This window comes from Rheinheimera pacifica, from assembly GCF_024809855.1.
GTDB classification, from domain to species: domain Bacteria; phylum Pseudomonadota; class Gammaproteobacteria; order Enterobacterales; family Alteromonadaceae; genus Alishewanella; species Alishewanella pacifica_A.
On sequence record NZ_JANUEM010000001.1, the window covers coordinates 448260 to 474939 of the forward strand.

At 49.1% G+C, this 26680-nt stretch carries 28 protein-coding genes; 15 read left to right on the forward strand and 13 right to left on the reverse strand.

Features of this window, described 5'->3' with window-relative positions:
* Window positions 1-3 precede the first annotated feature (3 nt).
* Complete coding sequence (ampD, locus tag M2404_RS02070; RefSeq protein ID WP_259237973.1) at window positions 4-552, reverse strand: 1,6-anhydro-N-acetylmuramyl-L-alanine amidase AmpD; 549 nt, start codon at window positions 550-552, stop codon at window positions 4-6.
* A gap of 68 nt (window positions 553-620) precedes the next feature.
* On the opposite strand from ampD, the gene M2404_RS02075 reads away from it, so the two are divergent.
* From M2404_RS02075 to zapD, 11 genes are all read left to right on the forward strand, one after another.
* On the forward strand, window positions 621-1142 hold the full coding sequence (locus M2404_RS02075; protein WP_259237975.1) for a retropepsin-like aspartic protease family protein: 522 nt from the start codon (window positions 621-623) through the stop codon (window positions 1140-1142).
* Between the two features lie 34 nt (window positions 1143-1176).
* The gene (gene nadC / locus M2404_RS02080) at window positions 1177-2043 is read left to right on the forward strand and encodes a carboxylating nicotinate-nucleotide diphosphorylase (protein ID WP_259237976.1); all 867 of its coding nucleotides are present in this window, start codon (window positions 1177-1179) and stop codon (window positions 2041-2043) included.
* A gap of 9 nt (window positions 2044-2052) precedes the next feature.
* Complete coding sequence (locus M2404_RS02085; protein ID WP_259237979.1) at window positions 2053-2475, forward strand: nucleotidyltransferase substrate binding protein; 423 nt, start codon at window positions 2053-2055, stop codon at window positions 2473-2475.
* Window positions 2465-2806 (forward strand): nucleotidyltransferase domain-containing protein, encoded by a 342-nt coding sequence (locus M2404_RS02090; RefSeq protein WP_259237980.1) that lies wholly within the window; start codon window positions 2465-2467, stop codon window positions 2804-2806. Before M2404_RS02085 ends, M2404_RS02090 begins: the two co-directional genes overlap by 11 nt.
* 81 nt (window positions 2807-2887) lie before the next feature.
* Window positions 2888-3547, forward strand: coding sequence for a DUF1294 domain-containing protein (locus tag M2404_RS02095; RefSeq protein ID WP_259237982.1), 660 nt, complete (start codon window positions 2888-2890; stop codon window positions 3545-3547).
* Window positions 3548-4028: 481 nt separating this feature from the next.
* Window positions 4029-4454, forward strand: coding sequence for a pilin (locus M2404_RS20255; RefSeq protein WP_310503060.1), 426 nt, complete (start codon window positions 4029-4031; stop codon window positions 4452-4454).
* 239 nt (window positions 4455-4693) lie between these two features.
* The gene (gene pilB / locus M2404_RS02105) at window positions 4694-6391 is read left to right on the forward strand and encodes a type IV-A pilus assembly ATPase PilB (RefSeq protein WP_259237983.1); all 1698 of its coding nucleotides are present in this window, start codon (window positions 4694-4696) and stop codon (window positions 6389-6391) included.
* Window positions 6392-6497: 106 nt separating this feature from the next.
* A complete protein-coding gene (locus M2404_RS02110) occupies window positions 6498-7727 on the forward strand; it encodes a type II secretion system F family protein (RefSeq protein WP_259237986.1) in 1230 nt (409 codons plus the stop codon).
* Entirely contained in the window at window positions 7727-8608 is an 882-nt protein-coding gene (locus M2404_RS02115) for a prepilin peptidase (RefSeq protein WP_259237988.1), read from the forward strand. The genes M2404_RS02110 and M2404_RS02115 overlap by 1 nt, the downstream gene beginning before the upstream one ends.
* Window positions 8608-9213 carry a dephospho-CoA kinase gene (gene coaE, locus M2404_RS02120; RefSeq protein ID WP_259237989.1) on the forward strand — a complete coding sequence of 202 codons (606 nt, stop codon included), beginning with the start codon at window positions 8608-8610 and terminating at the stop codon, window positions 9211-9213. The genes M2404_RS02115 and coaE overlap by 1 nt, the downstream gene beginning before the upstream one ends.
* Before the next feature lie 47 nt (window positions 9214-9260).
* Entirely contained in the window at window positions 9261-10007 is a 747-nt protein-coding gene (gene zapD / locus M2404_RS02125; RefSeq protein ID WP_259237990.1) for a cell division protein ZapD, read from the forward strand.
* Window positions 10008-10041: 34 nt separating this feature from the next.
* Here zapD and M2404_RS02130 read toward each other — a convergent pair whose 3' ends face one another.
* Complete coding sequence (locus M2404_RS02130; RefSeq protein WP_259237991.1) at window positions 10042-10734, reverse strand: transposase; 693 nt, start codon at window positions 10732-10734, stop codon at window positions 10042-10044.
* A 141-nt stretch (window positions 10735-10875) separates the two neighbouring features.
* Here M2404_RS02130 and yacG point away from each other — a divergent pair, with 141 nt between their 5' ends.
* The 3 genes from yacG (at window position 10876) to M2404_RS02145 (ending at window position 12086) form a co-directional block, all read left to right on the forward strand.
* Window positions 10876-11103: a DNA gyrase inhibitor YacG gene (yacG, locus tag M2404_RS02135; RefSeq protein ID WP_068233327.1), complete on the forward strand. Its 228-nt coding sequence runs from the start codon at window positions 10876-10878 to the stop codon at window positions 11101-11103.
* Between the two features lie 82 nt (window positions 11104-11185).
* The gene (locus tag M2404_RS02140) at window positions 11186-11593 is read left to right on the forward strand and encodes a hypothetical protein (protein ID WP_259237993.1); all 408 of its coding nucleotides are present in this window, start codon (window positions 11186-11188) and stop codon (window positions 11591-11593) included.
* A complete protein-coding gene (locus M2404_RS02145; RefSeq protein WP_259237995.1) occupies window positions 11586-12086 on the forward strand; it encodes a hypothetical protein in 501 nt (166 codons plus the stop codon). The genes M2404_RS02140 and M2404_RS02145 overlap by 8 nt, the downstream gene beginning before the upstream one ends.
* A gap of 401 nt (window positions 12087-12487) precedes the next feature.
* Here the strand turns inward: M2404_RS02145 and mutT are convergent, their stop codons facing one another.
* Both mutT and secA read right to left on the reverse strand, forming a co-directional pair.
* Complete coding sequence (mutT, locus tag M2404_RS02150) at window positions 12488-12916, reverse strand: 8-oxo-dGTP diphosphatase MutT (RefSeq protein WP_259237996.1); 429 nt, start codon at window positions 12914-12916, stop codon at window positions 12488-12490.
* A gap of 75 nt (window positions 12917-12991) precedes the next feature.
* Window positions 12992-15709: a preprotein translocase subunit SecA gene (secA, locus tag M2404_RS02155; RefSeq protein WP_259237997.1), complete on the reverse strand. Its 2718-nt coding sequence runs from the start codon at window positions 15707-15709 to the stop codon at window positions 12992-12994.
* Window positions 15710-15908: 199 nt separating this feature from the next.
* On the opposite strand from secA, the gene M2404_RS02160 reads away from it, so the two are divergent.
* Window positions 15909-16379, forward strand: a complete 471-nt coding sequence (locus M2404_RS02160; RefSeq protein WP_259237999.1) for a DciA family protein — start codon at window positions 15909-15911, stop codon at window positions 16377-16379.
* Between the two features lie 49 nt (window positions 16380-16428).
* On the opposite strand, the gene lpxC is transcribed toward M2404_RS02160, so the two are convergent.
* The 9 genes from lpxC to murD form a co-directional block, all read right to left on the reverse strand.
* The gene (gene lpxC, locus M2404_RS02165) at window positions 16429-17340 is read right to left on the reverse strand and encodes a UDP-3-O-acyl-N-acetylglucosamine deacetylase (protein ID WP_259238000.1); all 912 of its coding nucleotides are present in this window, start codon (window positions 17338-17340) and stop codon (window positions 16429-16431) included.
* A 143-nt stretch (window positions 17341-17483) separates the two neighbouring features.
* Window positions 17484-18644 carry a cell division protein FtsZ gene (ftsZ, locus tag M2404_RS02170; protein WP_259238002.1) on the reverse strand — a complete coding sequence of 387 codons (1161 nt, stop codon included), beginning with the start codon at window positions 18642-18644 and terminating at the stop codon, window positions 17484-17486.
* A gap of 30 nt (window positions 18645-18674) precedes the next feature.
* On the reverse strand, window positions 18675-19910 hold the full coding sequence (gene ftsA, locus M2404_RS02175; RefSeq protein WP_215396805.1) for a cell division protein FtsA: 1236 nt from the start codon (window positions 19908-19910) through the stop codon (window positions 18675-18677).
* Window positions 19907-20659, reverse strand: a complete 753-nt coding sequence (locus M2404_RS02180; protein WP_215396806.1) for a cell division protein FtsQ/DivIB — start codon at window positions 20657-20659, stop codon at window positions 19907-19909. Before M2404_RS02180 ends, ftsA begins: the two co-directional genes overlap by 4 nt.
* A gap of 2 nt (window positions 20660-20661) precedes the next feature.
* Entirely contained in the window at window positions 20662-21591 is a 930-nt protein-coding gene (locus M2404_RS02185) for a D-alanine--D-alanine ligase (protein WP_259238007.1), read from the reverse strand.
* A complete protein-coding gene (gene murC / locus M2404_RS02190; protein ID WP_259238009.1) occupies window positions 21588-23057 on the reverse strand; it encodes a UDP-N-acetylmuramate--L-alanine ligase in 1470 nt (489 codons plus the stop codon). Before murC ends, M2404_RS02185 begins: the two co-directional genes overlap by 4 nt.
* Window positions 23054-24154, reverse strand: a complete 1101-nt coding sequence (gene murG / locus M2404_RS02195; RefSeq protein WP_259238011.1) for an undecaprenyldiphospho-muramoylpentapeptide beta-N-acetylglucosaminyltransferase — start codon at window positions 24152-24154, stop codon at window positions 23054-23056. Before murG ends, murC begins: the two co-directional genes overlap by 4 nt.
* The gene (ftsW, locus tag M2404_RS02200; protein WP_259238012.1) at window positions 24147-25358 is read right to left on the reverse strand and encodes a putative lipid II flippase FtsW; all 1212 of its coding nucleotides are present in this window, start codon (window positions 25356-25358) and stop codon (window positions 24147-24149) included. Before ftsW ends, murG begins: the two co-directional genes overlap by 8 nt.
* Window positions 25355-26680 carry a UDP-N-acetylmuramoyl-L-alanine--D-glutamate ligase gene (gene murD / locus M2404_RS02205; protein ID WP_259238014.1) on the reverse strand — a complete coding sequence of 442 codons (1326 nt, stop codon included), beginning with the start codon at window positions 26678-26680 and terminating at the stop codon, window positions 25355-25357. The genes ftsW and murD overlap by 4 nt, the downstream gene beginning before the upstream one ends.

The following is a 26680-nucleotide window of genomic DNA, read 5'->3' on the forward strand; positions in this document are numbered from 1 at the left end:
TCTTTATTGCACTATTGCGCTACGGTAGCGCATCCAGTCAAATGCAATGCCGGGGTCAGTTTTACGCCCCGGCGCAATATCACAGTGGCCAACAATACGGTCTGGCGTAATAGCCGGATACTGCTGCATTAAAAAACCGGTCAACCTGATAAGGCTCTGATATTGTTGCTCAGTATACGGCAAATTATCTGTGCCTTCTAACTCAATACCAATAGAAAAATCGTTACAGCGCTCGCGGCCGTCAAACTGGCTAACACCGGCATGCCAGGCACGCTGCGCAAAAGGTACGTAATTAAAAATACGGCCATCACGCCAGATCACGCAGTGCGCCGACACCCTAAGCCCCTGCAAACCGGTAAAACTACTATGCGCGCTGCAATCTAAATTACCCATAAATAAGGCATCAACATAGCTTTGCTCAGGTACAGCAGCAAACTGCCCGGCTGGCAGGCTGATATTATGAATAACCAATAAACTGATGCTTTCAGCATCGGGGCGCACATCATAATGCGGGCTTGGGCGGGTTAACATGGCTGGCGGTTTAGCGCTCATCAGAAGTTTTGCCTTTGCAGGTCTGTGCCAGTAAGCTATGGGGCTATTGTCAATGCTGGAGCCTTTTAATGCAAGCGCCTGAACCCACAAACAAATATGGTAAGACCTTTGCTATTATCGCCTGGCTTATTTTAATGGTATTGCTGTTTGTATTTTTTCAGGACACCATCAGCAAGCAGCTTAACCCCAACCAGCAACTAAGCAGTGTACAGGGCCGTACCGGTGAAATACGCACTGTGCTTATCCGTAATAAAAGCGGCCACTACGTAGGCACTGCACTTATTAATAACACCCCTACCGACTTTATGCTGGACACCGGCGCCACCACTGTTGCCATAGCAGCCAGCACGGCAGAAAAACTGGGCATGCCGTTTGGTGCCGCCATACAGGTAAGCACTGCCAATGGTTTAACCACCGCCTATCGCAGCCGTATTGACCAGCTACAGCTGGGCGACATAGTGCTGACTAATATTCCGGCCAGCATTGTGCCCAACCTTAGCGGTACCGAGATATTGCTGGGCATGAGTGCGCTTAAACAGTTAGAATTCCATCAACAGGGCAATCAGCTCACCCTGATCCAACACAGATAAACGAGCACCACTAACTTTTGTATACACAACGACTATGCCAACTGATTACTCCACACTGCTGCAACAGGAAATTATCCGCTCGGTATCTGCTGCTCTGGCAGAAGATTTAGGCTTTTTACCCCTTAACGAAGGCGATATTACCGCCTCGCTGATACCGCAAAACCAGCAGGCCACCGCCACCATTATTACCCGGGAAAACTGCGTAATATGCGGCACCGCCTTTGCCGACGAAGTATTCCGCCAGTTAGGTAACAACGTAAAACTGCAATGGCAGGTTACAGATGGCGACAAGGTAGCAGCCAACACCACCCTGTGTACCTTAAGTGGCCCGGCGCGCATATTATTAACCGGCGAGCGTACCGCGCTTAACTTTCTACAACTGTTAAGTGGTACTGCTACTACCACAGCGCACTATGTGCAGTTTTTGCAAGGCAGCAATACCCGCCTGCTGGATACCCGTAAAACCCTGCCCGGCCTGCGCTTTGCGCAAAAATATGCAGTAACGGCCGGTGGCGGTAAAAACCACCGTATTGGCTTGTTTGATGCCTTTTTAATTAAAGAAAACCATATAGCCGCTGCAGGCTCTATCGCGGCTGCAGTGGCCAGCGCCCGGCAAAATTTCCCCGGCAAACCGGTAGAAGTAGAAACCGAAAACCTGCACGAGCTGCAACAGGCACTGGATGCCAAAGCCGACATTATTATGCTGGATAACTTCAGTACAGCCGATATAGTGCAAGCGGTAGCCCTGAACGCTGGTAAAGCGAAACTGGAAGTGTCAGGCAATATTACCAGCGAACGTTTAACTGAACTTGCAGCCACCGGCGTTGACTATATTTCCAGTGGTGCCTTAACCAAGCATGTGCAGGCGATAGACTTATCCATGCGGCTGAGTATTCAATAAGGTGTTAACATGACAGAGCAAGATATTCGCTGGCAGCAACGGTTTAAAAACTTCCAACGGGCATTTTTTCTGTTGCGCGAAGCAATGGAAAACGACCTAAACAGCCTGAGCCAACTGGAAAAAGAAGGTATTATTCAACGCTTTGAATACACCTTTGAACTGGCCTGGAAAGTGTTAAAGGATAAAATGGAATATGACGGTTTGGAGCTAAACCAGATCTCCCCCAAAGCTGTAGTACGCCAGGCATTTGCTGCTAAATATATTCAGGATGCCGACACCTGGTTACGTATGATTGGCGACCGCAACCTGATGAGCCACACCTACGATTTCAGCAAGTTCGAGGCTGTTATTGCCAGCATACAAAGCGACTACCTGCCTATGCTGGATGAATGGCATTTTCAGTTACTGACAGAGCAAGCAAATGACAGCTAAGCCAGGTTTATCCGCTAGCGTATTAGCACAGCTGCAACAGATCTGGCTGCAATTTCCGCAGATCGACCAGGTAAAACTTTATGGCTCCAGAGCCAAAGGCAACTTTACCCCACGCAGTGATATTGATCTGGCGATATTCGGTGAAAATATCAGCCGCCATACACTTGCGGCCATAGCCCTGACACTGGATGACAGCAATATAGCCAATACTGTGGATATTCATTTATACAGCGACATTAAAAACCCCTTACTACGTAACCATATCGACAGGGTTGGCATTTGCCTTTATCAAAAACCTACTGGCCCGGCAAAGCTGCCATCACACAATTAACCTATGGTGCAGCGCTTACGGGGTAAACTTCAATTGCCGTTGCTGGCCATATAAAACGGTACAGGCTAACAGGAACACCCGATGCAGTTAACCGGTAAAGTGGTGTTCTGGCGCGACGATAAAGGCTTTGGCTTTATTGTATGCAACCAGACCCGGCAAAAACTGTTTTTTCATATCCGTGATCATGCCGGCACCGCAGGCCGCCCGCAAATGGGTGACACACTGCAATTTAGCGTAAAGCAGGATAAACAAGGCCGCGACATTGCCGCACCCTGGCAATTTGTTACAAGCAAAACAGCCACATCAGCAGCGCAACCTAAGGCCGCCGTGCATTCTGACAGCCTTAGTATTCAATACGCCAACCAGATAGCACTGCTGTTTCGCATCAGTTTTCTTACAGCCGTTATTATTGCCTTGCTGTTTGGCCGCCTGTTTTATATTTTGCCGCTGCTATACCTTGAGGCCAGCTTATTTACCTACTGGCTATACAAAACCGATAAAGAAGCCGCCATAGCCCGCCACGGCAACCGCCTTACCGAAGAAAGCCTGCAGCTGTTTAGCCTGATTGGCGGCTGGCCCGGTGCTTATATTGCCCAGCAACAACTGGCACATAAACGCAGCAAACAATCGTTCAGGCGTGAATTTGGCTTTGTTATTCTGGGTAATACCTTGTTGGTTATCTGGCTGCTATCGCCGTGGGGAGAGCAATTTTTAGCCCGTATGGCGCTATGGTCAGGGTAAGATGAAGTAAAACTGCGGCAGCTTGCTGCAAACACTTCATAGCAAAGGTAGCGGGCGAACAGCTATTAATTGCTGCCATATACCACACAGAAATTGAAATATAGCCTCTTATAAAAACCTGCATAACAGTAGTCATTAACTTTGGCCAATCAAGAGCACCCCCACTTTATTTTCACCAAACGCTGTAACCTTTACTGTTTAATAAATGCACTATACTGTCGGTGGTTACACAGTAAATTGCGATAAGCAAAAGCTGACATAGCTGCGTAATCACTTTATCAGAGCAGCAAAAATAGTACTTTACTACTAATAAATATGGCAACAACCTTTATTAGAAACAACTTAAATTTATTTAAATTTAATAAGTTACAGCTTTTAGATAAATTTGGTTACATTTAGCTTGCGGCTCTGAATAAATTGCTCAAAATAACACCTAGCCTTACAGGCTAAATAAAAATCAGGAGAAGTTAAAATGACTAATATGAAACGTACACAGCAAGGTTTTACCTTAATTGAATTAATGATTGTAGTAGCTATTATCGGTATTCTGGCTGCAGTAGCATTGCCAGCTTATCGTGGCTACGTAGCTACCTCTTATGGTGGCCAGGCCATGAAAGGCGTATCTGCTTACGTTAGCAAAGCACAAGCTTGCGTACAAACAGGCATTGATTGTGATGTCTTAGGTAATGAAATCGCTGCAGAAACTAAAATCGCCTCTGACCCAGCACTTCCTGTTGAAGCTACAGAAGTAGAGTTAACTTGGACTAATGAAGGCTGTGTATTAGTAGCAACTGTAACAGCTGATGGCGGCCTGACCTATGGTATAACAGGCGTAACACCAAGAGCTACCAACGAGCAATGTGAAAAAGGCGCAGGATTACCACCTGCAGCAACTCCAACTCCGTAGTTAGCAGCTAGAAAGTTGAAAGCCTCCGCAAAGGAGGCTTTTTCTTTTGTCTTGAACGCCAAGAGTAAGACACAAAGATTACTTAAACCGCCGGGGACAGATCCAGATGTTATGGCTATTAAACCACCTTTTATTGCAGCCGTTCCTTAGCCGCTGTTTAACTTGAATAACCGGCATTTAGTGGCATAATCAAGTAATTCAGCAAAATCTTATTAGCAAAATCAGGATGTTTTCGTTTAATGGCCGTTACCACTACCTCAACACTTTTCAGGCGCCTGGTACAGCTTGGCCTACTGAACGCTGAACGAGCCACTAAAGCGGTTGTCGACAAAAGCGGCCAGTATAAAAACCTGCCTGAATTACTGATTAATGAAAAGCTGATTACCGCCGCAGCATTAGCACAGGCAGCGGCCAGCATTAGCCAGGCCATTAGCCTGGATCTGGAACACTACGATGTTGCCAGTATTCCTGAAGATCTGCGCAACGAAAAACTCATTCGTAAAACTGATATGCTGCCCCTGGGTAAACGTGGCCGTAATATTTTTTTGGCTGTGGTTGACCCTACCAATATTCAAACCATTGAAGATTTTGAATTTAATACCGGCTTAAATGCCGAGGCAGTGGTAGTTGAATACGACAAACTGCATAAGTTAATTGATAAGGTATTTGATAGCAGCCTGGGCGGCGACTTTACCGAAAGTGACTGGGATTTAGGCTCGATGGGCATCGTTGAAACCGACGACGATGACAGCCCCGGTGCCATGCCCGATAAAGAAGACCAGCCGATAATTGCCTTTATTAATAAAATGCTGCTGGATGCCATACGCAAAGGTGCATCTGACTTGCATTTTGAACCCTACGAAAAAGTTTACCGTATCCGCTTTCGTATTGACGGCATTTTGCATGAAGTTGCCAACCCACCGGTGGCACTGGCTACCCGGTTATCTGCCCGGCTAAAGGTTATGTCGCGGCTGGATATTGCCGAAAAGCGTATACCACAGGACGGCCGCATTAAATTAAAACTGTCGGCAAAAAAGTCGGTCGATTTTCGCGTTAGCACCCTGCCCACTTTGTGGGGCGAAAAAGTGGTAATGCGTATTCTGGATTCTGACAGCGCCATGCTGGGCATAGATATACTGGGTTATGAAGAACACCAGAAAAAGCTGTATTTAGATGCCCTGGCCCAGCCTCAGGGCATGATATTGGTAACCGGCCCGACAGGCTCCGGTAAAACGGTATCGCTGTATACCGGTTTGGCTATTTTAAATACCAGCGAAACGAATATTTCTACCGCTGAAGACCCGGTAGAAATTAACCTGCCCGGCGTGAACCAGGTGCAGGTTAACCCACGTGCAGGCTTAACCTTTGCTTCAGCGTTAAAAGCTTTTTTACGGCAAGACCCCGACGTAGTTATGGTAGGCGAAGTACGCGATTTAGAAACCGCCGAAATTGCCATTAAAGCCGCACAAACCGGCCACCTGGTATTGTCTACCCTGCATACTAACTCAGCACCGGAAACCCTTACCCGCTTACTGAATATGGGTGTGCCGTCTTACAACGTGGCCAGTTCAGTGTCGTTAATTATTGCCCAGCGTCTGGCCCGGCGCCTTTGCAGCAAGTGCAAACAACAAGAAATACTGCCCGAGCAGGAACTGCTGAAACAAGGTTTTACACCACAGCAACTGCCAACCGTTAAAATATTTAAGCCGGTAGGTTGCGACCACTGCACCAACGGCTACAAAGGCCGGGTGGGTATTTATGAAGTTATGCCGGTAAGCCCCAAAATGGCAGATATTATTATGCAGGGCGGTAACTCGCTGGATATTGCCAACCAGGCCCAGTTAGAAGGAGTTAACAACCTGCGCCAGTCGGGCCTTATTAAAGCCGCCGCCGGTTTAACCAGCCTGGCTGAAATAAACCGGGTGACGAAAGGCTAGCGCCAGCGCTGAGTGGTTAATGCTTAGTGTTTAGTTGTGAGTGATAAATGGTAAGTGATAGCAGATTTTGACTTTTAGCGCTAAGGCGCTGCAACAGGAAACCAACATGGCTCAGGTACAACAATTTAAAATAAAAGAGCTGGAAGCATTTACCTATAAAGGCGTTAACCGGCGCGGTAAAAAAGTTGACGGTGAAATAAAAGGCACCAGTATTGCCGAAGTAAAAGCGCTGCTGCGCCAACAGGGCATTACCCCGTCGGGTGTTAAGAAAAAGCCTAAATCGTTATTTGGCGATGGCAAACGTATTACACCACTGGATATTGCTATTTTTACCCGGCAAATTGCCACTATGCTTGGCGCCGGTGTGCCATTAGTACAATCGATAGACTTAATTGCCAATGGTGCCGACAATAAAAGCCTGCGCACCTTAATGCAAAAAATTTCGGTTAAAGTGCAGGCCGGTTTGCCCTTATCAGAAACCCTGCGCGAGCACCCGAAATACTTTGACGATTTATACTGCGATCTGGTGAAATCGGGCGAAGCTTCGGGCGCGTTAGATGCTATTTTTGACCGCTTAGCCATGTATAAAGAAAAGGCCGAAGCACTTAAATCTAAAATTAAAAAGGCTATGTTTTACCCAATAGCCGTTTTAGTTATCGCTGGTATCGTTACCTCTATTCTGCTTATTTTTGTAGTACCGCAATTTGCCGAAATTTTTGCCGGTTTTGGTGCACAATTACCCGCCTTTACCTTGTTTGTACTGGGTATATCAGAGATGATGCAGGCTTATTGGTGGGTGGTACTGGCAGGCTTGATAGCCACTTTTTTTATGGTAAAAAAAGCCTATAGCGGTAACCTGATGTTTCGTACCTGGGCCGACGGCCGTATTATTAAACTGCCGGTAATCGGCAATATATTAAATAAAGCTGCAGTAGCACGTTATGCCCGCACATTGTCTACCACTTTTGCTGCCGGTGTGCCGTTAATTGAAGCGCTGGAGTCAGCTGCCGGGGCTTCCGGCAACGAGGTGTACAAAAATGCCATTTTATTTATCCGTGAAGAAGTATCCTCCGGTAATCAGATGCATATAGCGATGAAGCAAACCAAACAGTTCCCCGAAATGGTTGTGCAAATGGTGGCTATTGGTGAAGAATCCGGCTCGTTAGACAGTATGTTGGCAAAGGTAGCGAATATTTACGAGCAGGAAGTAGACGACGCCGTAGATGGCTTAACCGCACTGCTGGAGCCGATGATTATGGCCGTACTGGGCGTGGTCATTGGCGGCCTGATTATTGCCATGTATTTACCAATCTTCCAAATGGGTTCAATCATCTGATGCAGCAATTAGCAGAACTATTCAGCCTGTACCCGGCATTATTTATTGCTGCCACAGCAATATTAAGCCTGATTATCGGCAGCTTTTTAAACGTGGTTATTTACCGCCTGCCCAAGATGATGGAAAACGAATGGCAGCAGGAATATAAAGCCTATTTTTCACCTGATACTGCCTCAAGCACCACACCGGCGAAGTTTAATCTGGCGGTACCGCGCTCAAGCTGCCCGGCTTGTAATGCACCGGTATTGCCGCGTGATAATATTCCGCTGTTTAGCTGGCTGCTGCTAAAAGGCAAATGCCGCAGCTGCAGCACACCAATAAGCATACGCTACCCGGTGGTAGAAGCCTTAACGGCGGTACTGTCGGCACTGGTAGCCTGGAAGCTGGGTTTTGGTTTGGCAGCCGCTGTGATTATTTTTACCACCTGGGTACTTATTGCCCTTACCTTTATTGATTTAGACAAAATGCTGCTGCCTGATCAGCTAACCCTGCCGCTGCTGTGGCTGGCGTTGTTGTTCAGCCTGAGTAGTTCAGCCTTTGTTAATCCGGGGCAGGCTATTGTTGGCGCCGCTGCCGGTTACCTCAGTTTATGGAGCGTATACTGGCTGTTTAAATTGCTTACCGGCAAAGAAGGCATGGGCTACGGCGACTTTAAGTTACTGGCAGTATTTGGTGCCTTGCTGGGTTGGCAACAGTTGCCGCTTATTATTCTGCTGTCGTCCTGTGTGGGTGCTGTAGCAGGGGTCATATTGCTAAGTGTGCAGGGTAAAAATAAAGCCACACCGATACCCTTTGGCCCTTATATTGCCGCTGCCGGCTGGATAGCCCTGCTATGGGGCGAGCAGATAACTGGCATCTATTTACGCTATTTGGGCCTGTAATGTCAGCTTTTGTTGTTGGCCTTACCGGCGGCATTGGTTGTGGTAAAAGCACAGTAACAGAGCTGTTTGCCAGCCTGGGTGTGCAATATGTTGACGCCGACATTGTAGCCCGTGAAATAGTTATGCCCGGCACACCGGGCCTGGCAGCAATAAGTGCACATTTTGGCGCAGATATTTTACACAGCAACGGCGAGCTTAACCGTGCCGGTTTGCGCCAGCGTATATTTAGTAACAGCGCAGATAAACTCTGGCTAGAGCAACTGCTACACCCGGCTATACGGCAGGAGTTACTTGCGCAACTGGCTGCGCTAACATCGCCTTATGCGTTATTAGTGGCGCCTTTGCTGTTAGAGAATAAGCTTAACCGCTATGTACAGCGGGTGCTGGTAATAGATTTGCCCGAAACCCTGCAGCTACAACGGGCTATGGCGCGTGACAACGCCAACGAACAGCAGATAAAAGCCATTATGGCGGCGCAAATTTCGCGGCCACAGCGGTTAAACCTGGCTGATGATATTCTTAAAAACGACAGCAGTATTGCTGATTTAACGCCCCGCGTAGCTGCCTTGCATCAGCATTATTTGCAACTGGCCGCCAGGCTGTAAACGGGGCTTTCAGTCTGCTGTCACAACAGGTGTGATACAGCAAACTCATGACAGAACTTATCTACGAACATCCGCTTAATGAAAAACTGCGTACTTATCTGCGTCTGGAACATTTGCTGGCACAGTTGCACAGCCTCAATGAGCTTGAACCTGAGTGGCAGCAGCCGGCATTCTTTAATGCGTTATTTGATCTGATAGAAGTGCTCGATCGCAACGATATCCGGCCCGATCTCATTAAAGACTGCGAACGCTGCGAAAGCGCACTGGTCGTCTGGGCTAACCACCCGTCAGTATCCGGCGATAAACTAAAGCCGGTGCTACAAAAAGCGGTTCGCTTGCAGAGCGAGCTGCTGCGCAGTGGTAAATTTGTCGGTAACTTAAAAGAAGATAAGTTTCTGTCGCCACTACGCCAGCGTTTTTCTATCCCAGGCGGCACCTGTTTTTTTGACGTACCCCAACTGCATTATTGGTTTAACTTACCGCTGGAACAACGCCAGCAAACAGCCGCTGCCTGGTGCCATGAATTCGGCTTGCTGTTAGAGGCCATCAGCTTTGTGTTAGGTTTTAGCCGGGAAAAGGGCCACTTTACTGCCGTAGTTGCCGATAACGGTTTTTATCAAAGCAATACTGATCAGCACGAATTGCTGCGCATTCGCTACCCAATAGAGGCTGGAGTTTACCCTACCGTAAGTGGCAATAAGTACCGTTATGCAATCCGCTTTATGCAACTGTGTGACGAAGCCGGGCGCAGCAACAGCGATCAAAGCATCAGCTTCGAACTGGCCTGCTGCTAACCCTAAATTTCAAGGGGTCAGAACACTTGAAGCTTTATCCCGAGGATCGCCGGTTACCTCCATGCTCCAACCGGCGCAGCACCTCTCCTGCCGCGCGGCTGATCTGTGCAGTAAACGCTGCTGAGCCAAGCAGCCAAGACTTATTCACTGCATTTCTAATTGCGGTTAACTCCGGACCGGTTATTGCTTGCTCAAACAGCGCTTGATACGCAGCACAGCGCTGTTCCGGCTGTGCTGCTAAAGCAATGTAAACCTGGTGAGGCGTTAGCATGGCAGATGAATGGCCTAACGCATTGACACAGTAACTCGACCAAACATAGTCTTGCGCCTGCTGCACCAAGCCCGCTCTGACGGGATTTAGCTCAATATAACGGCTGACGGCAAGAAAGTAGCGATCACATTCTATCAGCGAAGACTTGAAGCGCCCCTCCCACAGGGTTCCGGTGCGAGCGTATGCAGAGTTGATGTAGCGCACATAAGAGCGACCAACTGCCTGCATAAACACACTGGTTGCGCCATCCTGTTGTGGTGTGAGTAAAAGATGTACATGGTTCGTCATCAGTACATAAGAATGAATATGAACTTTGTACGTTTCAGAATATTCAGCCAATTTGTTCAAATATAATTGCCGGTCTTTGTCACAGAAAAAGCATGCTTGTTTATTGTTACCGCGCTGAATAACATGCTGAGGCACTCCAGCCAGACAAATCCTTTTGCTTCTTGCCATTAACAATCCATATCTGCCACCATTGTAAAATAAAGGATAATATAAAATTAAAAATCTTCAAGGGGTCAGAACACTTGAAGTTCAAGTGTTCTGACCCCTTGAAAATGCTACAATTGTCGCACCTGAATTTGGAGGATAGCTATGAATGTAAAGTGCCCCACCTGCGATAAAGATGTAGTCTGGTCGGCTGCTTCACCGTTTCGCCCTTTTTGTTCTGAGCGCTGTAAATTAATTGATTTAGGCGACTGGGCTGCAGAAAACCACCGCATACCCGACAAAGCGCCAATAGACGCCGCTTTGTCAGAAGAATACCTGGCCGAGCTGGAGCAAGAATTTATCGCGCAGGATAATGAATTTTTTAAGCATTAGATGCAACACAAAAAAAACCTTTAATTTACAATAGCCATATTCTACGCTACTCTTTGAACTTTAAAACAAGGATACGTTGAATATGAAATGTCCAACTATTGTAAATCTTCAGCTTAGCCCAAGCAGCCTTGAAGCCGTTCAAGAGATTGAGCGTCTTGGTGCGCTCGAAAAGCTTGGTACTAAGTTTCTTCTGATAGGTCAGTTATGGTCAATCTTTGGTGGGGCTACTCGCACAGGCGCTTCTGGCTCAGGAGCTCAGCAACTTGAAGGAACTCTGGCTTTTAAACTGGCATCTTCGGACTCAGCTCAATCTGGTTATGCAATTTATTCCACTAATTGGGACATTTTCTTTGAATCAGTGCAAGGACTTGGTGTTATAAAACGTCGTCAGATCGAGCTGATTGCATTAAAGCAAACACAAAAATCAGCTTTATCAGCAAAAGAAAGACAATTTTGGAAGGCGATTTATCAAGGGTGTCGGTATGAATAAATTACTGTTTGCTTTTGCCTGCCTGTCATGGGGTGTAAACGCAGTAGATGCCGACGATGCAGTTGCATATACTCGCACTGCCCTCGCTGAATATGAAGCAGCTGCAGAGCGTTGCATGAACGAAAGAACAAACAATATATCTATAACCTCCAATGAACTTAGGCTGCTGACGCAGATCCCTTATTCAGAGGCTATCATTCCGTACTTAGAGCAGCAGGCTTTTCTGAAGTGTGTTTCGAAGCAAAAGCTAAACTATACCGAAACGCTTATTTTACTTGAAAAGTTAAATGAATCAGTGAAGAGCGAAGAAGTTTCACGTTTTGTAAAACAACAAAAAGCAGATAACTTTCATCTAATCGAGTTAGAAATCAAGCTTGATTACATGAAGTTACCGCTAGATACCAGAGAGCGCCTTGAGTCGGTTAAGGCTTTACATATACCTTTTGATGGCGTCAAACTACAAGAAATGATCTGGCCAACGTCAAATTACTAACAGATACCTCCCCAGTGTAAAAAGTAATAATATCCAGCCCAATGTGGCGAGCGCAGCAGTTTCTATATCACGAGTGGTAGGCTGCCTGAACAGATATAACAAGGTTTCTCTGGGAAAGATAATGAGCGGGGCAATTAGCCCCGGCATTACGAAGCTCCACATTCCGGAGAACGATAAAGCCCGCCCTGCTTTATAACCCTGATCAACTAATTGCAGTATTATTGAATCTACACCACTGAACAAACAATAAACTGAATAGCAAAAAAAGCAGCTCAATAAAAAATACTGCCAATAGGACAAGTTCTTGCCGGTAAATAGGTACTCTTCCTTGTACCACTGATAGCCAGCTAACAGCAAAGGCAGAATAAGGAATAACGGCAATAAGAAGTCGTTCATTTTAACTAATCGTTGACTGCCAGTGTCGCAAATAACTGCTGAATACGCGCGACGATTGGCTGGTTGGCATCCGGAAACGGAATCTCTGTTAGCTCTGCCACTGTAGCCCAGCGCAGTGGCTGGCCTTCACGGCCGTGTGGTTCACCACTAAAACCGGTTACCAGCCAGATATCCAGTAATACGGTTTTCTCCGGGTAGGCATATTCTAGCTGCATTAACGGGCTGCTCTGGGTAACACTTATTGCCACTTCTTCCTGCAGCTCACGGTTAAGCGCCTGTGCCACAGTTTCACCAGCTTCTACCTTACCGCCGGGAAACTCCCATTTACCGCCCTGATGCTGTTTGCCGCTGCGCAGCGCCAGTAAAATTTGCTGCTGGCGCACTATTACCCCAACTGCCACATGCACGACTTTATTTTGCACTGTTGTTTGCATTATTACCCACCTGCCTGACACCCAAACAAAAGAGCCAGCCTAAGCTGACTCTGTGTTTATATTACTGTGTAACCGTTATACCAGTTTACCGTGGCACTGTTTGTACTTTTTACCTGAGCCACACGGGCACGGGTCATTACGGCCTACTTTATCCTGGTCACGAAATACCGGGGTGCGCGGAGCATCTTCCGGGATCTCGCCGCCAACATGCTCTGCTTCTGCGTGCTGGTAATCGTGTGGCACTGCATCGGCTTTACGGCGTTGTTCTTCTACCGCTTCTACATCTTCTGCTGCCCGCACCTGTACGCGGCTTAATACGCCTACAACGTCAATTTTCAGGTTTTCCAGCATGGTTGAAAACAGTTCAAAGGCTTCGCGCTTGTATTCCTGCTTCGGGTTTTTCTGCGCATAACCGCGCAGGTTTATGCCCTGACGCAGATGGTCCATTGCTGCCAGATGCTCTTTCCAGTGTGTATCCAGGCTTTGCAGCATAATGGCTTTTTCAAACTGGCGCAGTACCTGCGGGCCAACCATTTGTTCTTTATGGCTATAGGCCTGTTCAACTTCCTGCTGAATCCGCTCACGCAGTTTTTCTTCAAACAGTTTCTTGTCATCTGCCAGCCACTGCACCACAGGCAGCTCAAGGTTAAAATCAGCTTTCAGGCGTTGCTCTAAACCCGGTACATCCCACATTTCGTCCAGCGACTGTGGCGGAATATACTGGCTGATCACACCGTCAATAACGTCAGTACGGATGGCACTGATGGTTTCGCTGATATCGGTAGCGTCTAACAGTTCGTTGCGTTGCTCGTACACCACTTTACGCTGATCGTTGGCAACATCGTCAAACTCAAGCAGTTGCTTACGAATATCAAAGTTACGCGCTTCTACTTTGCGCTGTGCGTTTTCAATGGCGCGGCTAACCCAAGGGTGCTCAATCGCTTCGCCTTTTTCCATACCCAGGCGGCGCATCATGCCTGCCATACGGTCTGAGGCGAAAATACGCATTAAGGCATCGTCCAGCGACAGATAAAAACGGCTTGAACCCGGATCGCCCTGACGGCCTGACCGGCCGCGTAACTGGTTGTCAATACGGCGCGATTCGTGCCGCTCAGTACCAATAATATGTAAACCACCGGCGTTGATCACAGCATCATGCTGCACCTGCCAGTCGGCTTTTACTTTGGCAATCTGTTCAGCACTGGCATTTTCGCCAAGTGCTGCCAGTTCAGCCTGTAAACTGCCACCCAACACAATGTCGGTACCACGACCGGCCATATTGGTAGCAATGGTTACGGTGCCCGGCTGCCCGGCCTGAGCAATAATCTGGGCTTCATTGGCGTGGAATTTGGCGTTTAGCACCTGGTGCTTAATTTTGGCTTTATTAAGCAGGCCGGATAAATACTCTGAGCTTTCAATTGACGCCGTACCTACCAGTACCGGGCGGCCACTGTCGCGGGTTTGGGTAATGTCTTCAATAATGGCCTGGTATTTATCTTCAGCATTTAAATACACCAGATCGGCCATATCTTTACGGATCATCGGCCGGTTAGTTGGCAGTACTATGGTTTCCAGGCCATAAATTTGCTGGAATTCAAAGGCTTCAGTATCTGCGGTGCCGGTCATACCCGACAGTTTGTCGTATAAACGGAAATAATTCTGGAAGGTAATAGAGGCCAGTGTCTGGTTTTCGTTCTGAATTTTTACGCCTTCTTTGGCTTCTACTGCCTGGTGTAAACCTTCAGACCAGCGGCGGCCTTCCATTGTACGGCCGGTATGCTCATCAACAATAACGATGTCACCGTCTTTTACTACGTAATCAACATCGCGCTTAAATAACTGATGCGCACGCAAGGCAGCATATACATGGTGCAGCAAAGTGATATTGGCAGCAGAGAACAGGGTGTCGTGCTCGCCTATCATGCCTTGCTCACGCAGCATGTCTTCTACTTTAATCTGGCCTTGCTCAGTTAAATAAACCTGACGCGCTTTTTCATCTACAGTGAAGTGGCCATCGCCATGCGCGCCCTCTTCGTCTTCTTTTTCCTGCTTAACTAATTGCGGTACCAGCAGGTTAATTTGTTTGTACAGCTCTGAGCTGTCTTCGGCCGGGCCGGAAATAATCAGCGGAGTACGGGCTTCGTCAATTAAGATTGAGTCGACTTCATCGATAATGGCAAAGGCCTGGTCACGCTGCACGCGGTCTTGCGGTGAAAACGCCATATTGTCGCGCAGGTAATCAAAGCCAAACTCGTTGTTAGTGCCATAGGTAATATCAGCAGCATAAGCTTTATGCTTTTCCGGCTGTGCCATACCAGGTACGTTAACGCCAACGGTTAAACCAAGGAAAGCAAATAACGGTGCGTTGGTTTGCGCATCGCGCCGGGCCAGATAGTCGTTTACGGTAATAACATGCACACCGTTACCGCTTAACGCGTTCAGATAAGCCGGCAAGGTTGCGGTTAGGGTTTTACCTTCACCGGTGCGCATTTCAGAAATTTTCCCCTGATGCAGCACAATACCGCCGAGCATTTGCACGTCAAAGTGGCGCATGCCAAATACCCGTTTGCTGGCTTCACGCACAGTTGCAAAGGCATGCGGTAGAATGTCGTCCAGCGTACTGCCGTTGGCCAGTTGCTGTTTAAACTCTGCGGTTTTTTGTTTCAGCTGGTCGTCGGACAAGGCTTCAAGTTCTGCCTCTAACGCATTGATCTGCTGTACTTGTTTTTCTAGTTTTTTTAAGAAGCGGTCGTTGCGGCTACCAAATAATTTGGTAAAAAGTTTTCCAAACATTATCCAAATACCATGTTAAGTTAAAACTGCAGTGCAGCCCCGGCGGCGCTTTGCCCGGCCAGTAAAAAGTATGAAAGCTTCAGCATCTTACGCCAGATATGGTGCCCCATGCCAACGCTTTCAAGGTACAACATTCTCTGTATCTGAAGAAGCTGTTACACTGCACAGATGTTTTACTTGTTGCAGGTGCATAAAGGCAATGGCCCGCTATACACAAAAGCCTCTGGATATCAGCAAAGTGCTGGCGCACAGCACTCTGGCATCACAGCAGCAACAGGTAAGCCTGGTGCAACAACTGAACAAGGTGCTGGCTGAAGTATTACAGCTGGAGCAACTTAGTTTCTGTCAGGTCAGCTGTATTCGTGACGGTCGGGCGGTTATTTTATGTGCCTCGGCGCCCTGGCTGACCAGTTTAAAAATGCAGCGCGACGCCATTCTAGACAATTTTCGCCGAAAAATCTTGCCTGATTTAGCTGGAATTGAGATTGAAGCCTCACCTAACGGCCAGATCAGCAGGCTGCAACTGCCGGTAGCGCAGAAAAACAACCATCAGTTATCTGACAACGCAGCCTCGGCGCTGCGCATGGTAGCACAAAACAGCGAAGGGCCATTAAAAGACGCTTTACTGAAACTGGCAGAAAACGCAGCTTCAAGTGTTCTGACCCCTTGAATAACAAAACCCGGTTAAACCGGGTTTTGTGTATAGCTTAAGTGCTGATTCAGGCCAGTTGGGGTGCCAGATAAGATATCGGCATCTGGGCTTTGTCTTCAAAGGTAACAAATTCCCAGTTTTCCTGATTAGCCAGTACTGCACACAGTAGCTGGTTATTCAGCGCATGGCCGGTTTTAAAGGCTTTAAACTCGCCCAGTATGCTGTAACCGGCCATATATAAATCGCCGATGGCATCGAGAATTTTATGTTTAATAAATTCGTCTTCGTAGCGCAGACCGTCCTGGTTTAATACCCGGTATTCGTCCAGTACTACGGCGTTGTCGAAACTGCCACCCAACGCCAGGTTATTTGCACGCAGGTACTCTACTTCATGCAAAAAGCCAAAAGTGCGGGCACGGCTGATATCTTTAATAAAACCTGCGGCGGAGAAATCCATTTGCATATGCTGGGTGGTTTCTGCAATCACCGGGTGGTTAAATTCAATGGCAAAATCAATTTTAAAGCCATGGTGCGGTTTAAATTCGGCCCATTTGTCGCCGTCTTCAACCCGTACAGATTTTTTAATACGGATAAACTTTTTCGCCTGACGCTGCTCTGCCACACCGGCCTCAAGCAACAGATAAACGAACGGATTGGCACTGCCATCCATAATAGGAATTTCAGCTGAGTCTACTTCAACCATCAGGTTGTCGATCCCCAGCCCGGCAATGGCCGCCATCAGGTGTTCAGTGGTAGATAAGCGCACGCCATTTTCATTAATTAAACAGGTACACATCACCGTATCACCTACTAATTCAGGTGCTACTTTGAAATCGACCACAGGATCGAGATCAACACGACGGAACACGATACCCGTGTTGTCCGGCGCAGGTCGGAGAGTAAGCGTAACCTTTTCGCCTTTGTGCAATCCCACTCCAATGGAGCTGACTGTTTTGTCGATGGTACGTTGTTTAATCATAATTTCTTCCTGCTCAAATAATAAGCAATCACAAAATGGTGGCGAAGCATAGCATAATGTAATAAGTATGCCAAATACCACTGAACAGCAGCTTAACCCTGCTGTCGGCCCTGCCTGCAACTAAAACTGTACTGAGTACAGCCTTAGTCGGCTTGTTTGCGTAAAAACGCCGGTATATCAAAAATGTCGATATTCGCCTTGCTTTCTGGCTGTGCTTTCACGGCAGCAGCAGGCTGCTCTTCACGCATAGCCTGCGGTGCAGGTTTTTGCATGGTGTTACCGTGTTGCACGTACACAGGCATTGGCTCAGCACGGTGGTTTTGCACCAGGCTGATATCCGGGCGGCGATCTGCACCTATACCGGTAGCCACCACAGTTACACGCAACTCATCCTGCATGTTAGGGTCGATTACCGCACCTACTACTACAGTAGCATTTTCAGACGCAAAGGCTTTTACAGCATTACCGACAATTTCAAACTCTTCGATGCTGATATCCAGGCCGGCAGTGATATTAACCAGAATACCCTTGGCACCAGATAAATCAATATCTTCCAGCAATGGGCTGGAGATAGCCTGTTCGGCGGCTTCTTCTGCCCGGTCCGGGCCGGAAGCGCGGCCGCTGCCCATCATCGCGGTGCCCATTTCTGACATCACAGTACGTACGTCGGCAAAGTCAACGTTGATAAGACCAGGTCGGGTAATTAATTCAGCAATACCCTGTACAGCGCCCAGCAGCACATTGTTGGCGGCTTTAAACGCATCCAGCAAGCTGGTGCCTTTACCCAGTACTTTTAACAGCTTGTCGTTTGGAATGGTGATCAAAGAATCAACGTGTTTGCTCAGTTCCAGAATACCTTCATCTGCATAAGCGGTACGCTTTTTACCTTCGAACGGGAAGGGTTTGGTTACCACTGCTACGGTTAAGATACCCAGTTCACGCGCCACTTCGGCCACGATTGGTGCCGCACCCGTACCTGTACCACCGCCCATACCGGCTGCGATAAAAATCATATCAGCGCCCTGCAGGGTTTTCTTGATGGTTTCACGGTCTTCTTCGGCTGAACGGCGGCCGATTTCCGGGTTGGCACCAGCACCTAAACCTTTAGTAACATGAGCGCCTAACTGCAGCGTAATGTTGGCTGATGAATTACGCAGAGCCTGGGCGTCGGTATTGGCCGCCACAAACTCTACACCTTCGATATTGCTGGCAACCATATACTCAACTGCGTTACCGCCGCCGCCACCAACACCTATTACTTTAATAACAGCTTCTTCGCTGTGATTTTCCATTAACTCAAACATAGCTCTCTCTCCGTTTCTACGCTTACTAACTTAAAATTCGCCTTTGAACCAGCTGCTGATCCGTTTGACGAAGCTACTTACTGAATCGCGCACATCAACAGATTTTTTCTGCTGGGTGCGTGCATCTTTACCGTACAACAACAGCCCTACCACGCTGGCATAAGCCGGGTCCTGTACGTACTCTTTTAAACCTGTAACATGCATAGGTTGCCCTACCCGTACCGGCATCTGAAAAATGTCTTCGGCAAATTCCACCGCACCTTCCATCTTGGCGGTACCTCCGGTCAGTACAACACCGGCAGCAATTTGCTCTTCCAGGCCAGAGCTGCGAATTTCTTCCAGCACCAGCTCAAATAATTCCTGATAGCGTGGCTCTACCACTTCGGCCAGCGTATGGCGCGACATAGACCTTGCCGGCCTGCCACCAACGCTTGGCACTTCGATGCTTTCTTCTTTACCTACCATGCTGCGCAGCGCGCAGGCATACTGCACTTTAATATCTTCAGCATGGCTTAACGGCGTGCGGAAAATTTTGGCAATGTCGCTGGTAACCTGATTACCGGCTACCGGGATCACTGCGGTGTGGCGCAGTGCACCATTGGTATAAATTGAGATATCAATAGTACCGCCGCCCATATCCACTACACAGACACCCAACTCTTTTTCATCGTCGGTTAACACCGCAAAGCTGGAAGCCAGCGAGGTGAAAATAAGCTGATCAACCTGCAGGCCGCAGCGCTCAACGCACTTTTCAATATTTTTTGCCATGTCGTTGGCGCAGGTAATAATGTGCGCCCGGGCTTCCATCCGTACACCAGACATGCCTACCGGGCTTTTAATACCCTCCTGCATATCTACCGAGAATTCCTGCGGCAGCACATGTAACATGCGCCGCTCGGCCGAAATGGGCACTGATTTAGCAGCGTGGATCACATTGGCAACGTCTTCTGCGGTTACTTCTGTATCATTAATCGGCACCATGCCGCTTTCGTTCTGGCAGCGAATATGTTTGCCGGTAATACCTAAATACACTGACGATACACGGCAATCTGCCATCAGCTCGGCTTCATCAATTGCGCGCTGTACCGCCTGTACTACCAGGTTTAAATCGTTCACGCCGCCTTTATCCATACCGCGGGAAACATGGGTACCAACGCCGACAATGCTCAGGCGATCATCAGCGGTAATTTCGCCCACCACCGCTTTTATCTGGGCAGTGCCAATATCCAGGCCAACAATCAGATCTCTATCCAACGACTTTGTCATGCTTTTCTCTTTTCTTCAGTGCTGTAACGCACCGCTATACCGGTGTCGTAGCGCAAATCGACTTCAGCTACGGCTTCGGTTTTGTGTTTACTGATCACCGGATACAACTCAATAAAGCGTTGTAGCCGTTTTAAGGTATCTTCACGCCCCAGCTTTAGTGCAACGCCATTGCTCAGGCTTACCTGCCAGGAAAAGCGCTCGGTTAAACCCAGCGCCACGGCATTAAATTTATGCAGAGCCAGCAAGCCCTGCATATGGCGGAACATGGCAAGTGCATCCTGCTGGCTGCCTTCGGGGCCGGTTAGCATTGGCAATGCTGTTTTCAGCTGTTCTACGGGCGCCTGAAACACCTCGCCCTGTGTATTAAGTAATTGCTGCTGATTCCAGATTGCTACCGGCCGTTGTTCTGTTACCACCACAACCAGAGCATCAGGCCATTGTTTGCGCACGGCCACCTGATATACCCAGGGTTGCTGTAACAGGAACTGCTGCACCTGATCCACGTTCACGCTAAAAAAGTTACCAACGTATTGCTGTTGCAAAGTCTGGTGCAGTGCAGTGGCATCAATATGATGAAAATCACCGTACAACCGTACCTGACGCACCGGGGCACTTTGCTGGCTTTGCATCCAGTCGCTTATTTTTGTGCCAGCCCACGCCAGCGCTGCTACCGCAGCAATAAAAAACAGCACTCCGGCATAAAATGCCGGGCGTTGTTTAAATTGCAGTTGAGGCAGGCGCCAGTTCATGATTATTTTGTTCCTTCGGTTTGGTTAAGTATTGCCAGAACTAATTGCTGAAAACTCAGGCCCGCAGCTTTAGCCGCCATAGGTACCAGTGATTTTTCTGTCATACCCGGCACGGTGTTTACTTCCAACAAATAATGCTGGCCGCTTTGGTCCAGCATAATGTCTACCCGGCCCCAACCTGATGCACCCACTGCATTAAAGGCTTTAAGTGCCGTGTCTTGCATGGCCGCGGTTTGCTCTGCGCTTAATGGCGCCGGGCATAAGTATTCAGTACTGTTGGCCTGATATTTGGCTTCGTAGTCGTAAAAGGCACGTGGTGTGCGCATCTCCACTACCGGTAGTACCTGGCCATTTAACAGAGCGACAGTAAACTCGCGGCCGTTTATCCAGCGCTCAACTAAAATTTCGCTGTCGTATTTCAGCGCGGCGCGAATGGCCTGTTCAAGCTCTGCTGCTGTGCTGGCGGCACTCATGCCAATGCTGGAACCTTCATTGGCTGGCTTTACCATTACCTTGCCACCAAGGCTGGCCAGCAAACCGGCAAAATCGGTGTCGTTGTTATGCACTACCGCAAAAGGCGCTGTTGGCAATTGCTGCGCCTGAAATAACCATTTACAGCGGATTTTATCCATCGCCAGCGCCGAGCCCAGTACACCACTGCCGGTGTAGGGTAAGCCCAACTGCTGCAGCGCGCCCTGCATGCTGCCGTCTTCGCCACCACGGCCATGTAATACGATAAACACCCGCTGTGCTGCGCTGGCAGCTAACTCAGCCAGTGACTGTGTTTGCGGGTCAAAAACAAACGCATTTACCCCGGCATCCTGCAAGGCTTTTAGCACTGCCGTGCCAGAGCGCAGCGACACTTCGCGCTCGGCAGAGTTACCGCCAAACATTACGGCAACTTTGCCAAAAGCATTTACATTGCTACTCATGCCTGTACTCCTGCGCTGGCTTTAAGTTGTTCAATATCCAGCTGCATAGCAGCCAGCTTTTTAACTAAAGTGCCTATATTACCGGCGCCTTGCGTCAGCACTACATCACCATCCTGTAGCACGCCAGCCAGGCTGGCTGCCAGCTCGGCAGGTTCGGCAACATAAATTGGGTCCAGCGTGCCGCGGGCACGGATAGAGCGGCATAAACTGCGGCTGTCGGCACCGGCAATAGGTGCTTCTCCGGCTGAATACACCTCCAGCAGCAACAACTTATCTACCGTGGACAATACTTTGGCGAAGTCTTCGTATAAATCACGGGTACGGGTAAAACGGTGTGGCTGATAAGCCATAACCAGGCGACGCTGCGGCCAGGCCGCCCGTGCAGCCGCAATAGTGGCTGCTACTTCAGTTGGGTGATGGCCGTAATCGTCCAGCAGCAACACTTTGCCGTTACCGGTATCAAACTCACCATACTGCTGAAAACGCCGGCCTATGCCTTCAAACTTGCTCAGCGCAACCAATATGGCCTGCTCGCTGATGCCTTCATCCAGCGCCAGCGCAAAAGCGGCAGTGGCATTTAATGCATTATGTTTACCGGGCAAATTCAGGATCACTTCACGCTGGTTGCCGTTGCTGTCGCCGCCGGTGTTGCCGGTGATTACAAACCGGCTTTGGGTGCCGCTCTGGCTAAAATCGCTGATGACAAAGTCAGCATCGTCGCTAAAACCGTATGTCAGCACGGTGCGGCCGATTTGCGGGATCAGCGCGCGCAGCACCGGATCGTCAATACATACCACGACCACGCCGTAAAATGGCAGATTGTGGCAAAACTCCAGATAAGTAGCTTTTAGCTTTTCAAAGTCGCCCTGATAGGTGTCCATGTGATCAGCTTCGATATTGGTGATCACAGTAGCCAGCGGCTGTAAATGCAGAAAAGAGGCGTCGCTCTCGTCGGCTTCAGCAATTAAATAACGGCCGCTGCCCAGCCGCGCGTTAGAACCGGCTGAATTAAGCAGACCACCAATAACAAATGTAGGGTCGGTACCGGCTTCAGCGAAAACCGATGCCAGCAAACTGGTGGTAGTGGTTTTACCGTGCGTACCGGCAACGGCAATACCATGACGAAAGCGCATCAGCTCGCCCAGCATTTCAGCGCGGCGCACTACAGGAATGCGTAACGCACGCGCTGCAGCAACCTCGGGGTTGGCACTATTAATAGCACTGGAAACAACGACCACACTGGCGCCGTTAACATGGTCAGCATCATGGCCAAACAATACGCTGGCACCCAGTGTAATTAAGCGCTCGGTAACGGCATTAGGCGCTATGTCAGAGCCCGATACGTTATAACCTTCGTTAAGCAGCACTTCGGCAATACCGCCCATGCCGGCACCACCAATGCCGACAAAGTGAATACGCTCAACGCGGCGCATGGCGAGTTTTTTCTGTTGCGGTGTACTTATCATAAATTCTGTCCTGCTACTTGCTGACCTACTACCTGCTGACATAGCGCCACTACCTGTGCTGTTGCATGATCCAACGCACAGGCACGCGCTTTGACGGCCATTTGCTGTAACGGTGCTTTACTGTTTAACCATTGCTGCAGCAGCGGCAGCAAACGTTGTTCTGTTAACTCGTGCTGCGCCAGCAACAAGGCTGCACCCTGTTCTGTTAACCAGCGGGCGTTGGCACTCTGGTGATCGTCTATCGCACCTGGCAGCGGTACAAACACCGCTGCAACACCTGCACAGGCCAGCTCGCTAACCGTAGAGGCGCCGGCACGGCATATAACCACATCGGCCCAGGCATAGGCCTGTGCCATATCGTCAATAAAGGCACTGGCTTGTGCAGTTAAATTGGCATTGCCCAGTTGCTGATACTGTTGCTCTGTTTGCAGTTGCATGGCCTTGCCGGTTTGGTGGCGTACTTCAAGCGCGCCGGTTTGTGAAGCTTTGGCAAAAATGGCCGGTAACTTATCGTTTAACGCCTGCGCCCCTAAACTGCCGCCTACTACCAATACTTTTAAACTGCCGCTGTAATCATGCGCTGCGGCAACATTAATAAGCTCTGCCCGTACCGGATTACCCACCAACTGCTGTTTGCTGTTACCGGCAAAAGCCGCAGGAAAGGCCACCAGCACCTTACGGGCCAGTTTTGCCAGCAGCCGGTTGGTGCTGCCAGCTACGGCATTTTGCTCGTGAATAAACAACGGCAACCGTTTTAACCAGGCTGCCACGCCACCGGGGCCGCTGGCATAACCGCCAAACCCCAGTACCAGATCCGGTTGCACCGTGTTAAGCACCTGGCGCGCCTGCAATAGTGATTTAACCAGCATCCAGGGCGCGCTGATCAGAGACAACACACCTTTACCACGCAGCCCGGCGACATCAATAGTGTGAAATGGCCAGCCAAATTGCGGCACTAAAGTGGCTTCCATCCGGTTAGCCGTGCCCAACCAGTGAATTTGCCAACCGGCAGCAGACAGCGCCGTAGCCACCGCCTGCGCCGGAAAAATATGCCCGCCGGTGCCGCCGGCCATAATCAGAATACGCGGTTTAGTCATTACGGCCTCCGCTGATGGCATGCTTGCCTTTTAGCCGCACTTCAAAATCTATCCGTAATAACAATGCTGCAGTGGCCAGCATAATAATTAAACTGCTACCGCCAGAGCTGACAAACGGCAGCGTTAAACCTTTAGTAGGTAAAGCGCCGGTGGCCACACCAATATTTACCGCTGACTGAAAACCAATCCAGATTGCCAGCGCATAAGCTAAAAAGCCGTGGAAGCTCATATTTTTTGCCAACGCACGCTGGCCTATCCACAGTGCGCGATACACCAGCATAAAAATCAGCGCCAGCAGCAGGGTTACACCAATAAAGCCGGTTTCTTCGGCAATAACGGCCAGAATAAAATCGGTATGCGCTTCAGGCAGGTATTCCAGCTTCTGAATGCTGTTACCCAGGCCCTGACCAAACCAGCCGCCCCGGCCAAACGCCATTAACGACTGCGTTAACTGATACCCACTGCCAAAAGGATCTGCCCAGGGGTCTAAAAATGCGGTTACCCGTTTCCAGCGGTACTCGCTGTATATAATTAGTACGCCAATCGCCATCAGGCCGGTAAAAATAAGACCGAAGAACTGCCACAATTTGGCTCCGGCCAAAAACAGCAGAGCTACCGCTGTGGCAAACATGACAATTACGGTGCCTAAATCCGGCTGCATCAGTAGTAATACCGCAAAGGCAAATAACACCAGCAAAGGTTTTAAGAAGCCTTTTAAATTTTCGCGCACTTCTTCATGGCGCCGTACCAGATAACTGGATAAATAAACAAAGAAGAACAGCTTGGCAGGCTCGGCCGACTGCAAACCAATAGGGCCAATGGCTAACCAGCGGGTACTACCGTTAACGTTGCGGCCAAACAGTAATACGGCTACCAACAGCGCCAGCCCGGTAAACAGCAGTAACATATTGCTGTTGTGCCACCACTGCACCGGAATATTTATTACCACCAGAGCGGCAGAAAAGCCCAGCCCCAGATACACCAGATGGCGGATAGTAAAATGCAGTTCGTTGCCATGTAACCGGGCAGCCACCGGCACCGATGCGCTGGTAACCATTACCACTCCCACCGCCAGAATAAGCAGCAGTAAGGTAAGAAACAGTTTGTCATAAGCGGCGCCATCATCGGCATTCCACCAACTGCTAATAATGTGCAGCGGGTTTTGCAGCTGATTTCTCAGCGTATCCAGTGCCAGCTGTTTCATAGCACCTCCGCCTTAACAGCGGCAGCAAACTGCTCGCCACGATCTGCATAACTTTTAAACATATCCAGGCTGGCACAAGCCGGTGACAACAATACCATATCGCCTGGCACAGCAAGCTTTGCCGCCGTTTTTACTGCGTCCTGTATAGTTTTCACCTGAATACTGCCGGTTTTAAGCGCCGCTATGGCCGGGCCGTCCTGCCCCAGTGTAATCAGTTGCTGTACATCGCTGTCTAACACCGGTTTAAGCTCGGCCATATCAGCGCCTTTGCCGTCTCCACCAGCAATTAAAATCAGCTTACCTGTTACTGCCGGGCGCAAACCGGCAATGGCCGCCAGCGTAGCGCCAATATTGGTGGCTTTGGAGTCGTTAATCCAGCGCACGGCGTTTTTGTCGGCTACTAAAATGCAGCGGTGCGGCAAAGATACAAATTGCTTTAACGCACTGATTAACCCGGCACGGCTGGCACCGGCAGCCAGCGCTAAAGCGCTTGCTACCAGGGCATTAAATTCGTTGTGAGCGCCAAACAGTGTCATTTCACTAACAGGCAGCAGCGGTTCACCAGCCACGTTTAACCAGCGATGACCGTCAACAACAGTAATGCCGTAGGCAGAATCGGCCAGCTTAATACCCAGCGTGTGCGCACAATTTTCCGGTGTGGTGGCGCTATCGGCTAAATTAAATACCGCCAGTTGGGTGTGCTGATATACCCGCTGTTTAGACGCGGCATAAGCTGCCATATCCCGGTAACGATCTAAGTGATCAGCACTGACATTTAAAATACAGCTGGCGACACTATGCAGGCCTGTTGTGGTATCCAGCTGAAAGCTGGACAGTTCCAGCACAAATACATCAACGTCTTGCTGAGCTATAGCATCAAGCACTGGTAAGCCGATATTGCCCGCTGCCAGTGCTTTTATACCACTGCATTTGAGCATGGCTTCTACCAGCATTGTTACGGTAGATTTACCGTTAGAGCCGGTAATAGCCACCACCGGCTTATTATTAAAGCGGGCAAATAACTCAACATCGCCCAGTAGCTCAACGCCCTGTGCTACCGCAAAGCGGATAGCCGGATGTGTTGGCGATAACCCGGGGCTTAGGATAATAATGTCCATCTTGGCCAGCCTGTTGGCATCCAGCTCGCCTAAATAAATACCATCTACCTTTTCAGCAGCAATCTGTTCGATACCGGCAGGTTTGCTGCGGCTGTCCATCAGCACAGGTTTAACGCCCAGGCTTAACAGAAAACGCACAGTGGCCAGACCCGACAGGCCCAGCCCTACAACTGCTATGCGTTTTTTTGCTAAATACTGCATCAT

Bases quoted from the DNA above. Each gene is read 5' to 3' on its own strand.
- ampD (WP_259237973.1), bottom strand. From the start codon at position 552: ATGAGCGCTAAACCGCCAGCCATGTTAACCCGCCCAAGCCCGCATTAT.
- M2404_RS02075 (WP_259237975.1), top strand. From the start codon at position 621: ATGCAAGCGCCTGAACCCACAAACAAATATGGTAAGACCTTTGCTATT.
- nadC (WP_259237976.1), top strand. From the start codon at position 1,177: ATGCCAACTGATTACTCCACACTGCTGCAACAGGAAATTATCCGCTCG.
- M2404_RS02085 (WP_259237979.1), top strand. From the start codon at position 2,053: ATGACAGAGCAAGATATTCGCTGGCAGCAACGGTTTAAAAACTTCCAA.
- M2404_RS02090 (WP_259237980.1), top strand. From the start codon at position 2,465: ATGACAGCTAAGCCAGGTTTATCCGCTAGCGTATTAGCACAGCTGCAA.
- M2404_RS02095 (WP_259237982.1), top strand. From the start codon at position 2,888: ATGCAGTTAACCGGTAAAGTGGTGTTCTGGCGCGACGATAAAGGCTTT.
- M2404_RS20255 (WP_310503060.1), top strand. From the start codon at position 4,029: ATGAAACGTACACAGCAAGGTTTTACCTTAATTGAATTAATGATTGTA.
- pilB (WP_259237983.1), top strand. From the start codon at position 4,694: ATGGCCGTTACCACTACCTCAACACTTTTCAGGCGCCTGGTACAGCTT.
- M2404_RS02110 (WP_259237986.1), top strand. From the start codon at position 6,498: ATGGCTCAGGTACAACAATTTAAAATAAAAGAGCTGGAAGCATTTACC.
- M2404_RS02115 (WP_259237988.1), top strand. From the start codon at position 7,727: ATGCAGCAATTAGCAGAACTATTCAGCCTGTACCCGGCATTATTTATT.
- coaE (WP_259237989.1), top strand. From the start codon at position 8,608: ATGTCAGCTTTTGTTGTTGGCCTTACCGGCGGCATTGGTTGTGGTAAA.
- zapD (WP_259237990.1), top strand. From the start codon at position 9,261: ATGACAGAACTTATCTACGAACATCCGCTTAATGAAAAACTGCGTACT.
- M2404_RS02130 (WP_259237991.1), bottom strand. From the start codon at position 10,734: ATGGCAAGAAGCAAAAGGATTTGTCTGGCTGGAGTGCCTCAGCATGTT.
- yacG (WP_068233327.1), top strand. From the start codon at position 10,876: ATGAATGTAAAGTGCCCCACCTGCGATAAAGATGTAGTCTGGTCGGCT.
- M2404_RS02140 (WP_259237993.1), top strand. From the start codon at position 11,186: ATGAAATGTCCAACTATTGTAAATCTTCAGCTTAGCCCAAGCAGCCTT.
- M2404_RS02145 (WP_259237995.1), top strand. From the start codon at position 11,586: ATGAATAAATTACTGTTTGCTTTTGCCTGCCTGTCATGGGGTGTAAAC.
- mutT (WP_259237996.1), bottom strand. From the start codon at position 12,916: ATGCAAACAACAGTGCAAAATAAAGTCGTGCATGTGGCAGTTGGGGTA.
- secA (WP_259237997.1), bottom strand. From the start codon at position 15,709: ATGTTTGGAAAACTTTTTACCAAATTATTTGGTAGCCGCAACGACCGC.
- M2404_RS02160 (WP_259237999.1), top strand. From the start codon at position 15,909: ATGGCCCGCTATACACAAAAGCCTCTGGATATCAGCAAAGTGCTGGCG.
- lpxC (WP_259238000.1), bottom strand. From the start codon at position 17,340: ATGATTAAACAACGTACCATCGACAAAACAGTCAGCTCCATTGGAGTG.
- ftsZ (WP_259238002.1), bottom strand. From the start codon at position 18,644: ATGTTTGAGTTAATGGAAAATCACAGCGAAGAAGCTGTTATTAAAGTA.
- ftsA (WP_215396805.1), bottom strand. From the start codon at position 19,910: ATGACAAAGTCGTTGGATAGAGATCTGATTGTTGGCCTGGATATTGGC.
- M2404_RS02180 (WP_215396806.1), bottom strand. From the start codon at position 20,659: ATGAACTGGCGCCTGCCTCAACTGCAATTTAAACAACGCCCGGCATTT.
- M2404_RS02185 (WP_259238007.1), bottom strand. From the start codon at position 21,591: ATGAGTAGCAATGTAAATGCTTTTGGCAAAGTTGCCGTAATGTTTGGC.
- murC (WP_259238009.1), bottom strand. From the start codon at position 23,057: ATGATAAGTACACCGCAACAGAAAAAACTCGCCATGCGCCGCGTTGAG.
- murG (WP_259238011.1), bottom strand. From the start codon at position 24,154: ATGACTAAACCGCGTATTCTGATTATGGCCGGCGGCACCGGCGGGCAT.
- ftsW (WP_259238012.1), bottom strand. From the start codon at position 25,358: ATGAAACAGCTGGCACTGGATACGCTGAGAAATCAGCTGCAAAACCCG.
- murD (WP_259238014.1), bottom strand. From the start codon at position 26,680: ATGATGCAGTATTTAGCAAAAAAACGCATAGCAGTTGTAGGGCTGGGC.